Genomic DNA, 10941 nt, shown 5'->3' on the forward strand with positions numbered 1-10941 from the left:
CCCATGGCGCGCAATAAATCGTCTTGGCTGCCTGCCTTGATACCGGTATTGGCCTGTGAGGATGCCGATGAAACAACCGAGTTTCAACATTGGGATCGAAGAAGAGTATCAAATCGTGGATCCACAGACGCGCGAGCTGCGCAGCTACATCACGCAGATGATCGCGGACAAGACGCGCACGCTGATGGAGATTGACATCAAGCCGGAGCTGCACCAATCCATCGTTGAGGTCGGCACCAAGGTGTGCCAGACGCCTGCCGAGGCGCGCGCAGAACTCGTCCGCCTGCGGCGTGGCGTGATAGAGCTGGCCGGCCAGCATGGGTTAAAGATCGTGGCTGCTGGCACACATCCCTTCTCGAACTGGCTGCACCAGGAAATCACCCCCTTTGAGCGCTACGTCGGCGTCCGGCAAGACATGCAGATCCTTGCCCAACAATTGCTCATCTTCGGCACCCATGTTCACGTCGGCATCGAAGACCCCGAGATCATGATTGACGTGATGAACGTGGCGCGCTACCTCATGCCGCATATCCTGTGCCTCTCCACCAGTTCGCCGTTCTGGGTCGGCCAGAACACGGGGTTGATGAGCTACCGCAGCGTGATCTTTCGTAACTTCCCGCGCACCGGCACGGCGCCGCGCTTCAACTCATACGCCGAGTTTCAGCGCTTCGTGGACACATTGGTCAAGACGAACAGCATCCCCGACGGCACCAAGATCTGGTGGGATCTGCGCCCGAACTACAAATACCCGACGTTGGAGATGCGCGTGTGCGACGTATGCACGCGCGTGGACGAGGCGATTTGCATCGCCGCGATCTATCAGGCGATTTGCTACAAGTGTTGGAAGCTGCGCCGCAGCAACATGACCTTTCGCGTGTATTCCTCGTCGCTGATCGAAGAGAACAAATGGCGCGCCGTGCGCTATGGGCTGGACGGCAAGCTGATTGACTTCGGCAAACAGGAGGAGTTGCCGGCGCGCGACCTGGTGACCGAGATGATCGAATGGTTCATCGGCGATGTGGTGGATGAGCTGGGCAGCCGCGACGAGGTCGAATACGCCTACAGGATCATGAAGGAAGGCACCAGCGCCCATCGCCAACTCGAAACGTATCGCCAGACCGGCGATCTCAAAGCGGTCGTGGATCGCCTGATCCGCGAGACGGAAGAGGGCATCTTGTAACTCCCGATGGCCACCCATATCCCGCGCAACTTCAAAGAGATCGCCGGCTTCATGCACGCCGCGCACGATGACATCCTCGATGCGCTGGGCCGGCACGGCATCACCTTCCCCGACTATCCGACCTTCGACCGGCCGGGCAACCCGCGCGGCGTCGCTGCGGCCAAAGCGCACCCGATGCAGGGCATCCTGAAGTATCACGGCCTGGCCGACTGGGAATGGCGCATCGCCTTTCTGCCGAGCATCAGCGTCACCAACGACGCGGCCTATTCGATCACACTGGTCGAATTCGATCCCGACCTGGCGGAGGACGAAGCGATCATCGGCGGGCAGCGCGCGACCGGCCGGGATCTGGAGCGGGTGAAGCATAGCCTGAACGCTGTGCGCAACGTTGCGGCCATCAAGAGCCACGCGCGCGTGTGGTCGCGCAATGTGGTGGCCGGCGGCGCGTTGCGTGCGGGTAAAGGGCTGGGCACCAGCGCCAGCGGCTCGGCAGCGCTGGCCATGGCAGCGATCGCCGCGGCATTCGGCGCAGACGCAGTGCAAAACTGGCGTTTCGTCAGCGCTATGTCGCGCTTGTTGGCCGGCAGCGGCTGCCGCGCTGCCACCGGCGGCGTCTCCCTATGGATGTCCTACCCCGGCATCGCACATGAAAATAGCTTCGCCGTCCGGCTGGATACGCGCGGCCAATTGGCGAGCATGCGCCTGGTCACCGTGCCACTCGATTCGCGCATCGGCCTGAAAACCGAAAGCGCTCATGCCGACGCGCCGAACAGCCCACTCTTCAGATGCTGGATGCGCAACCGGCGCGACGAAGTGCTGCGTTGCATCGAGGCGGTGATGGCTGGGGACTGGCTGACGGTCGCGCAGATGGCCGAGGCCGACAGCATCACGCTGCACGCGGTGACGATGACCGGCGGCGTCGAACACAAATTATTCGCTTGGGAGCCGGAGAACATCACCCTGTTCCGCGCCTGCGACGCGCTGCGGGCCGAAGGCGTGCCGGTCTACTTTTCAACCGATACCGGCCCGACGACTGTGCTGCTGACGGATGCGCCGCATGCGGCGCAGGTGCTCGCCCGCATACGCGCGCTGGGCTTCGACGCCGTTGAGGGCAACATCGCGCCGGGCGCGCAGTTAGTGGATGTGGAATCGGCGCGGGAAGCGCTGGAGTCGTGAGCGCGCGGGGTCGGCCACATCGGTCGGCCCCAGCGACCCCGGCCCCTCATCCCTGCCACTTGCGGTACTTCCACAGGGCCTTGAGGGTGGGCCAGCCATCTGCCGGCGAGAGCTTCTTCTGCTCGTAGCGCGCGTGATAGTGGATCGGCACCTCGGTGATGGTGTAGCCGCGACGTAGGATCTTGGCGGTGATCTCAGCCTCTACGTCGAAACGCCGACACTCCAGTTGTAGCCCCTGCACCACCTCGCGCGCCATCGTCTTGTAGCACGTTTCCATGTCCCTCAGCGCCGCGCCGTAGAGCAGATTGGTGGCCAGCGTGACGAGGCGATTGCCCAGCGCCATATACCACTTCTGCGTGCCCAGGTCGCGCACACCGTAGACAACCTTGGTCTCGCCGCGCAGGATCGGTGCAATCAGCTTGGCGTAATCGTTGGGATCGTACTCCAGGTCGGCATCCTGGATGATCACGATGTCGCCGCTGACGTACCGCAGCGCAGTCTGAATGGCGGCGCCTTTGCCGCCGTTGACCTCGTGCCTGATGATTTTCAAGTTGGGGATGTGCGTCTGCGCTTTGAGGATGTGCGGCGTGTCGTCGTGCGAGCAATCATCTACCAGCACGATCTCTTTCTCCACCGGATCGAGCCTGACATTGGACACACGCTGTAAGATTTCTGCGATGGTGTCGGCCTCATTGAAGACCGGCATGATGATGGACAGCTTCACGACTTAGTATCCTTGGCTAAAGTCTACTTGATTGATCAGCGGCTGACCACGGCTGAATCGCCTTAAATTCTCTGCGAACAAAGCGGCCGCGCGCGCTTCGTAGTGAGGCGTTTGCCCAGCGATGTGCGGCGTGAGGACGACGCGGTATTCGGCAGCCAATCGCCATAGCGGGCTGTCGTCCGGCAGCGGCTCTTGCTCGAACACGTCCAGCGCGGCACCGGCGATGCGTCCCTCGGCGATCGCCGAAGCCAACGCCTGCTCATCCACCACTGCGCCGCGCCCGACATTGATCAGAAACGCCGTGGGCTTCATCTGCCCCAGCGCGCCTGCGTCCAGCAGGCGCCGCGTCTCCGGCGTGAGCGGTGCAGCGACCACGACGAAGTCGGATTGTGCGAGCAGCATCGGTAGCTGGTCGCGCCGGATGAACGTGACATCCTCGTCGTGCCGCTCGTCCTCTGTTGGGATGCGCTTGCGCAACGCGATCACCCGCATGCCGAACGCGCGCGCCAGTCGCGCGACCGCGCGGCCGATCTGGCCATAGCCGATCAAGCCAAGCGTCGCGCCGCGCAGCTCCATCGGCATGAACGCCGCGCGGTCATCGCGCCATGCGCCGGCCTGCATCATCTTGAAGGCCATCGGGAGCCTGTGCGCCAGCGCCAGCATCATCATGAGCGTATATTCGCCGACATTGACGGCATGGATGCCTGCGCCAGTCGTGAGGATCACTTCGCCGGATGCAAAGAGAGGATCATGGATCGCCGAGTCTACGCCGGCCCAGTGCATCTGCACCCAGCGTAGCTTCGGCGCGGCCGCGCGCGAAGGCAGCTCGCCGTAGGCGTAATACACGTCGGCTGTGGCCAGAACGTCGGCGGGGATCTCATCGGGTGTTGCCTTGGGGAACGGATGGAAGCGAATGCCCGGCGCGCTTTGCTCGAACAACGCGATCGAATCCGCGCTAAATGGGCCTGTTGAAACGATAGTCAGCGGTCGGGTCATGCCGTGTGCAAGGTAAAGCAACTCCAGCCATGTGCTCACCGGCGTCTTAAGAGCGCAAACACACCCATCGCGATGACGCCGGCCTGCGCAAGAAGATAGGCCGGGATGATCCATTCCATCGGTAGCGCGCTTGCTTGAGCGGCGTCGAATTGCCGCGCCGCATCTTCCGGCAGCGAGTTGGGGATTGCAGCAATCGGCTCGGCAGGCAGCAGCGTCGGGGTGGGCGTCGGCCGTATGACCACGATCACCGCTGCCGGCGTTGGCGGAGGTGAGGGGATGGGCGTGCTGGTTGCTTCGGGGGCTGGGGTAATGACCACAGCCAGGGCGCTGCGGGGATCTGCGGCCGCCGGTGCGCCGGACGCGTCAACCGGCGATGGCGCAGGCTGCGCCGCGCCGATGGGCTCCGGCGCAGCGATTGCATCTCCAGGCGACATGGGGCGGACGGCGTCGCGCGCATTCGGGTTGTATTCGATGCTGTCGCTGGCGAGGGTCGTGCGGCCGACGCCGTCGCGCATCTCGACATAGACGGTCTGGTTGCCGGGCTGTCGCGCGAGTGTGAAAGGGATGAGCCGCTCCCAGGGCTGCCACTGAGCGCCGACAAAATCCGGCCGATCGCTCAGCCGCACCTCGATCACGCGCCCGATGGCGTTGGCGCTGCCTTCGGGCACAGCTTCCTCCTGCGTCAACATCACGGCAACCTGTCGTTCGTTTGTCACGGGCGCATCGTCGTTGATGAAGACGGGAAGCAGGTTCGGCTGCGCGCCGAAGGTCAGCGTCCAGTAGGTGCGCAGGTGGTCTTTGGCGATGCCGATGCCCACCTCGCGCAGCTTCGGGCTGAGCACGACGCGCCGCTGCCCCTCATCGCTCAAGAAGAAGGCCAGCGCTTCCTCGAAGGTGCCCTGCCCGGCGTAGAGGCTTTCTGCCCAGATGCGCTGTTGCGGCCAGGCTGCGTAGCCCGTCGCTTCGATGCGTTGGCGCGGCGAAGAGCCGTCGGATCCCGTCTCGTCTATGAATCCTTTGCTGGCCATGTCGTCGCTGTGGCGCTGAGCGGCTTGGTCCAAGAGCGGATTCCAGGCGAGCGGCGGCACGCCATTGTTGCGTCGCGCTGCGTTCAACTGCGTGAGCGCGTCCAGCTTCTCTGGCGATTGGCCAGCGACGGGCGCGGGGGGGGCGGCGCACAAGCACGTGAGGAGCGCTGCGCCCAGTGCGCGCAGCGCCGCGCGCCGGGCTTCGTTTAAGGCGCTCCTGGCGTTGAGCGCGTGAGCGATCATGGCGTCGTCACCTCCACTTCGCCGAGCTGCACCGCCTCGCCTAGCGCGTGGCCGCCGCGATAGGCGGTGAGACGTCGGCCGGTTGCGGGATCATAGACGCCGACCAGGACGCGATACGCGCCAGGCGGCAGATCGGCCGGCGCGATCATGGCGTGCGCGTCGCGCTGGGTTTCGCCAAGCGGCCATCGCGTCATCGGCAGCCGCACGTTCAGCGGCTGCCGGTCGCTCTGAAAGACCGGCCGATCATCTGCGCCGGCCACGTGCACGAACACCTTGTAGTCGGTGCGCGGGGATTGCTCGGTGGCCCACTCCAGGATGACGTAGAACCAATCGCCGGCCTGCGCACGCGCGCGTTGCCAAGATCGCCGCAGCGCGATGCGCTCGCCCTCCGGCGCGCCGAAGACGACGCCGACGTCGCGGAAGTCGGGGCGCGCAGCCGGCCGCCTGGTGACGTGATAGAGCGGCAGACGCATCTGAGCGAAGTTGTACTCGCCGGCCTCGTAGCCGTTCGGCCATAGTGTGGATTCGATGAACCGCTGCGGGTCCACCACGTCGTCTTGCCACAACATCAATCGCACGCGCTGCGGTTGTCGGGCGTTCAACGCTTCGAGCACAGGCTCGTCGTCGGAGAGCACGCCGTGCAACCCTGCCGGTAGGGCGACGAGGCTGTCGTCATGCTCCCTGGGCCAGTAGTATGTCACGGCGAAGTGATCGCGCGACATGATCACAAGGTCGCCTGGCCTCAGCGCTTCCACCACATGTCGGACGGCGTCGCGGATGTCCTCGCGCTGAAGCGCCGGATCGCTCAGGTAAGCGCGGAGCGCGGGCAGCCACATTGTGCCGATGAGCAGCACCGCTGTGGCGCCCGAAGTTAGGGGGGCAATGCGACGGACGAGGGGCGATGCGTGGCCGGCGCCTAGTGCGCCGGACGCGCCGAACAACGCGCATGCCATCGGCGCAACGTAGATGAGGTAGCGCGGGTGAAATACCGAGCGGTAGGGATAAACGACGCGCACGGCGATCGTCGCGGCCAGCAACGGCCCGACGATCAACGCAAGCAACACGGCCAGCTCACGCCGGCGATGCTGGGATGCCATGCCGGCGATACCCAGCGCGCCCGCGCCGGCCAGCAGCCATGCCCAGCTGTCAGTCAACGGCCAGCCCAGCCCGCCGCCGGCAAAGCTGCGCATCCACTCCAGCAGCCGGCCGCTGATCGTGTTGAGGGGGAAGGAGAAACCATCGTCGTAGGCGAAGCCCACCGAAGCAATCAGCAGCCAGGGGACAAGCAAGGCGATGACGCTGGTCGCCGCGATGAGAAATTGAAGATAGCGCGTTAAGGCCAGGGCAGGTTTCTCGCGCTGCGACGCGATCAACACGGCGAGGCAATGAGCCGGCAGTAGAAAGATGGCGTAGTAGTGGCTGTAGGTCGCAAGCGCCAACAGCGCCGCCGACGTGATGAGATCGCCCCGATGCGATGTCTGGAAGGCCGAAGGCGCAGCACGTGCCATGGGGCAAGGCATCCCTGCGTGCATCTTGCGGCTTCCGTCCTGCGTTGCGCGCCGCAGCCAGCGCCATAGCCAATAGCTCGACGCAGTGCATAGCGCCGCGATGAGCGCGTACATGCGCGTCTCCTGCGCATACCACACCGCAAACGGGCACACCGCGTAGAGCGCTCCGGCGATGAGCGGCGCCAACCCGCGAAGTGTGGCGGATAAACACGCCGTCGGTGAGGCGACTTCGAGGCCGCGCAGCCAGGCGCGCGTGAAAATTACGACCAGCGCGACGGTAGCCGTATCGGCTACGGCGGAAATGAAGCGCAGCGCGAACTCTGATTGGCCGGCCAGCCCAATCCAGACGTGCAGCAGCGCGTAGTAGAGTGGCGGGCTGCGGTCGCCCGCTGTGGTCAGCGCCATCTCGACCAGCGGCATGCGCGCCAGGTGCCATGACCAGCCTTCGTCGAACCATAGGCTTTGCGCGTCGAGGCTGTACACGCGCAAAAGCCAGGCGCCAAGCAATAGGCCCGCCGTAAGCGCATGCGCACTCCTGGCGCTCGAAACCGGTCGCATTGGGCTATTCAAAGCCGAGGCCTTGTTCCTTGAGACTGACGTAGCGATTGTGTGCGATGATGATGTGATCGAGCACCTCGATGTTGAGCAGCTTGCCGGCTTGCACGAGCGCTCGTGTGACGGCAACATCCTCAGCAGATGGCGACGGGTCGCCCGAAGGATGGTTATGCGCGAAGATGATAGAGGCGCAATTGCTGCGGATGGCCTCGCGGAATACCTCGCCCACGCGCACGCTAGCGCCGTTCAAGCTGCCGCGATAAATCATTGATGTGCCCAACACACGGTTGCGCGTATCGAGCAGCACGATGCGCACTTCCTCCTGCTCAAGCAGGCTCATGTTAGGCATGAGCAATTGCGCCGCGTCGGCCGGCGTTTTCACCTGCGGGCGCGTGTCCGGCGTGCTGAGCGCCAGGCGTCGGCCCAGCTCCAGCGCCGCTTTGATCTCGATTGCCTTGACCGGGCCAATGCCGTGTACCTGTTGCAATTCATCCAAGCTGGCATGCGCTAAGCCGATCAAACCACCGAATTTCATCAGCACCGCGTCGGCTAACTGGAGCGCGCTGACCCCTTCCGCGCCGCTGCGCAGGATGATGGCCAGCAGTTCCCGCTGCGACATGCCCGTCCCGCCGATCTCGCGGAAGCGCTCGCGCGGGCGTTCGCCTTCTGGGATGTCACAGATGCGCGCGCGATATTCCGGCCGGCTGCCGGTGGCTTTGGCGTCGCTCGGTGACGGCTGAGTCTGGACGTCGCTCGCCATGTGGGCAGTATAATCGCCGATTGTCCGAGACCAATGCGCAGCTTCCGAGTTTTGCGATGGCGGAAGTCTGCCAAAAACCATCTCGCCTATGGTCGAAAACATCAGCAGCCTGATCGTCGCTGCCGTCAGCTTATGCAGCGCCATCATTGTCGCCTTGCTTGCCGGCATGACGATCTGGACCTTCCGCGACATCCGCTCGCGCACGCGTGACCCATTTGTGCAAATTCTGGCTACCGTCATGGTCGGGGTCATCCCCATCGGCGGCATCCTCGTGTATCTCATGCTCCGCCCACGCGAGACGTTGAGCGAACAGTACGTGCGCGCCTTGGAGGAGGAGTCGCTGTTGGCCAGCATCGAGAATCAGGAGTTTTGTCCCACCTGCGGCCGTCGTGTGGATTCCGACATGCAGTTCTGTCCATCCTGCCACACGAAGCTGCGCAACGCATGCCCGAACTGTGGGCGAGCCGTGCATCTCTCGTGGGACTTGTGCCCATACTGTGGCAGCCGCCTGACGCCTGAGACGCCGGCCACGACGGTGGCCCGGCCGCAGCCAAAGCGCGTGAGCGTGGCAGCGCCGATGCAGGTGCCTGCGCCGGCGACGGCGGCGATTGTGCAGCCACCGATGGCCAAGCCCGGTCTGCTGGATCGGGTGGGCGAAGCAATTGGTGGGGTGGTGGACAAAGTGACCTCGTTCGTGGCGCCGCCTGTGCCGAATGGGCGCCCCGGCGGCGATGCCGCAGGGGCGCCCCCGCCTATAGCAAATGTGAAGGCCGGCGCCAACAATGGCATGACTTCCCCCACTAAGCCGGCGAAGAAGCCCGCCGTCAGCCGGGAGGAATTGGAGTAGCCGGCGTCATCGTTGGCCCTATGCCGCTCTCCAATCAGCAAGTCGCCGCCATCTTCAACGACATCGCCGATCGCCTCGACATTCAGGGCGAGATCGTCTTCAAAGTGCGCGCCTATCGCACGGCTGCCGAGAATATCCTCCATGCCCCGCGCTCGGTGGCCGAACTGTGGCAGGCGGGCGCGCTCGATCAAATCCCCGGCGTCGGCAAAGAAATCGCTGCCAAGATTGACGAGCTGATGCGCACGGGTCGGCTGGAGTTCTACGAGCGCCTGCGCGACGAAGTGCCGGACGGCGTGGCGGCTATGTTGCGCGTGCCGAACGTGGGTCCGAAGCGCGTCAAGGAGTTCTGGGAGAAACTCGGCATCACCAGCGTAGACGATCTGGAAGCTGCCGCGCGGGCCGGAAAGTTGCGCGACCTGCCGCGCATGGGCGAGAAGGCCGAGCAGAAGATCCTGGCCGGCATTGAGTCTTTGAAACGCCGCGCGACCGGTCGCATGCGCCTGGGCGATGTGCTGCCCATTGCCCGGCGCATCGTCGCAGCGCTGCGCGAAGCGCCCGGCGTCCAAAAAGCCGAATATGCCGGCTCGCTGCGCCGCGGGAAAGAGACGATCGGCGACTTGGATATTCTCGTCGCTGCCGCTGATCCCGCGCCGGCGATGCAAGTCTTCCTCGCGCAGCCCGGCATCGCCGAGGTGCTCGCAGCGGGTGAGACCAAGAGCAGCGTGCGGCTGGAGAATGGCTTGCAGGTGGATGTGCGTGTTGTGGCACCGCGCGTGTGGGGCACAGCGTTGCAATACTTCACCGGCAGCCAACTGCACAACATCAAGGTGCGCGAGTTGGCGCAAAAAAAGGGTCTGACGCTCAACGAGTATGCCGTGTCGAAGTTGGGTGGCAAGGACAGCGCGGAGAGCGGTGAAACGTTCGCCGATGAGCCGGCGCTATATGCCCGCTTGGGGATGGCCTATATCCCGCCCGAATTGCGCGAAGACCGCGGCGAGGTGGAGAAGGCGTTGGAGCTGGGTCCAGGGCGCGTGGTGATGCCCGACCTGATTGACCTGCGCGACCTGAAGGGCGACCTGCAGATGCACACCACCTGGAGCGACGGCGCCGGCGACGTGATGAGTATGGCGCGCGCTGCGATCGCGCTGGGCTACGAATACATCCTGATCACTGACCACACTGCCGGTCTGGGCGTGGTGAACGGGCTGACGCCTGAACGCATCGCGCAGCAACGCAAGGAGATTGATCGGGTCAATGCGCAACTGAAGAAGGAAGGGATCAAGTTCCGCGTGCTGCAGGGCGTCGAGGTGGAAGTGAAGAGCGACGGCTCGCTCGACCTGCCGGACGATGTGCTGGCTCAACTCGACCTCGTGCAAGCGTCCGTGCACACGGCGCTGACTCAGCCGCGCGAGAAGATCACCGCGCGCGCCATTAAGGCGCTGCAGAACCCGCATGTGAACGTCCTCGGCCATCCCTCCGGCCGGCTGCTTAACGAGCGCGAGGGCGCAGACTACGACTGGGAAGCGTTGTTCCGCGCAGCGCTCGAATACAACGTCGCCCTGGAGATCAACGCCGATCCCAGCCGGCTCGACCTGAACGACGTGCTGGCCCGGCGCGCTGTCGAGCTAGGCTGCAAACTCAGCATCAGCACCGATGCGCATTCGCCCGATGGCCTGCGCAACATGATCCTGGGCGTGACGGTAGCGCGGCGCGCGTGGGTGATACCCAGCTCGGTGATCAACACCTGGCCGTTGACCAAGCTCCTCAAGTGGGCGGATAAGTCGCGCGTGTGACCTAAGAACCTATCTCTAAACTTACGGAACGAGCCATAATAGGGATATGGATAATACCAGTGGGACGCGATACGCCGACGTTGCAAGTTGGGAGCTGTCTGATAGTCTGTGGGCGCGCATTGAACCGTTGT

General features: G+C 64.2%; 9 protein-coding genes. 4 read left to right on the plus strand and 5 right to left on the minus strand.

What is annotated here, in order from left to right:
- Positions 1–67 precede the first annotated feature (67 nt).
- Both GXH28_RS08240 and GXH28_RS08245 read left to right on the plus strand, forming a co-directional pair.
- Positions 68–1180: a carboxylate-amine ligase gene (locus tag GXH28_RS08240; protein ID WP_169238544.1), complete on the plus strand. Its 1113-nt coding sequence runs from the start codon at positions 68–70 to the stop codon at positions 1178–1180.
- Positions 1181–1186: 6 nt separating this feature from the next.
- Positions 1187–2356 (plus strand): diphosphomevalonate/mevalonate 3,5-bisphosphate decarboxylase family protein, encoded by a 1170-nt coding sequence (locus GXH28_RS08245; RefSeq protein WP_169238545.1) that lies wholly within the window; start codon positions 1187–1189, stop codon positions 2354–2356.
- Between the two features lie 46 nt (positions 2357–2402).
- Here GXH28_RS08245 and GXH28_RS08250 read toward each other — a convergent pair whose 3' ends face one another.
- From GXH28_RS08250 to radC, 5 genes are read right to left on the minus strand one after another with little or no spacing between them, the layout of a single operon-like run.
- Positions 2403–3080 (minus strand): glycosyltransferase family 2 protein, encoded by a 678-nt coding sequence (locus GXH28_RS08250; protein ID WP_320447934.1) that lies wholly within the window; start codon positions 3078–3080, stop codon positions 2403–2405.
- Positions 3081–3083: 3 nt separating this feature from the next.
- Positions 3084–4115 (minus strand): NAD(P)-dependent oxidoreductase, encoded by a 1032-nt coding sequence (locus GXH28_RS16835; protein ID WP_169238546.1) that lies wholly within the window; start codon positions 4113–4115, stop codon positions 3084–3086.
- A complete protein-coding gene (locus GXH28_RS08260) occupies positions 4112–5347 on the minus strand; it encodes a CAP domain-containing protein (protein WP_169238547.1) in 1236 nt (411 codons plus the stop codon). The genes GXH28_RS16835 and GXH28_RS08260 overlap by 4 nt, the downstream gene beginning before the upstream one ends.
- Complete coding sequence (locus GXH28_RS08265) at positions 5344–7413, minus strand: protein O-mannosyl-transferase family (protein WP_169238548.1); 2070 nt, start codon at positions 7411–7413, stop codon at positions 5344–5346. Before GXH28_RS08265 ends, GXH28_RS08260 begins: the two co-directional genes overlap by 4 nt.
- Before the next feature lie 4 nt (positions 7414–7417).
- Positions 7418–8170, minus strand: a complete 753-nt coding sequence (radC, locus tag GXH28_RS08270; RefSeq protein ID WP_169238549.1) for a RadC family protein — start codon at positions 8168–8170, stop codon at positions 7418–7420.
- An 88-nt stretch (positions 8171–8258) separates the two neighbouring features.
- Between radC and GXH28_RS08275 the strand changes: the two genes are divergently transcribed.
- Positions 8259–9017 (plus strand): zinc ribbon domain-containing protein, encoded by a 759-nt coding sequence (locus GXH28_RS08275; RefSeq protein WP_169238550.1) that lies wholly within the window; start codon positions 8259–8261, stop codon positions 9015–9017.
- A 20-nt stretch (positions 9018–9037) separates the two neighbouring features.
- Positions 9038–10810: a DNA polymerase/3'-5' exonuclease PolX gene (gene polX, locus GXH28_RS08280; protein ID WP_169238551.1), complete on the plus strand. Its 1773-nt coding sequence runs from the start codon at positions 9038–9040 to the stop codon at positions 10808–10810.
- The last annotated feature ends 131 nt before the right edge of the window (positions 10811–10941 follow it).

Source organism: Candidatus Roseilinea sp. NK_OTU-006, from assembly GCF_012931985.1.
GTDB lineage: Bacteria > Chloroflexota > Anaerolineae > J036 > Brachytrichaceae > JAAFGM01.

Coding starts and splice junctions, on each gene's coding strand:
- GXH28_RS08240 (WP_169238544.1), top strand. CDS start 68: ATGAAACAACCGAGTTTCAACATTGGGATCGAAGAAGAGTATCAAATC.
- GXH28_RS08245 (WP_169238545.1), top strand. CDS start 1,187: ATGGCCACCCATATCCCGCGCAACTTCAAAGAGATCGCCGGCTTCATG.
- GXH28_RS08260 (WP_169238547.1), bottom strand. CDS start 5,347: ATGATCGCTCACGCGCTCAACGCCAGGAGCGCCTTAAACGAAGCCCGG.
- GXH28_RS08265 (WP_169238548.1), bottom strand. CDS start 7,413: ATGCGACCGGTTTCGAGCGCCAGGAGTGCGCATGCGCTTACGGCGGGC.
- radC (WP_169238549.1), bottom strand. CDS start 8,170: ATGGCGAGCGACGTCCAGACTCAGCCGTCACCGAGCGACGCCAAAGCC.
- GXH28_RS08275 (WP_169238550.1), top strand. CDS start 8,259: ATGGTCGAAAACATCAGCAGCCTGATCGTCGCTGCCGTCAGCTTATGC.
- polX (WP_169238551.1), top strand. CDS start 9,038: ATGCCGCTCTCCAATCAGCAAGTCGCCGCCATCTTCAACGACATCGCC.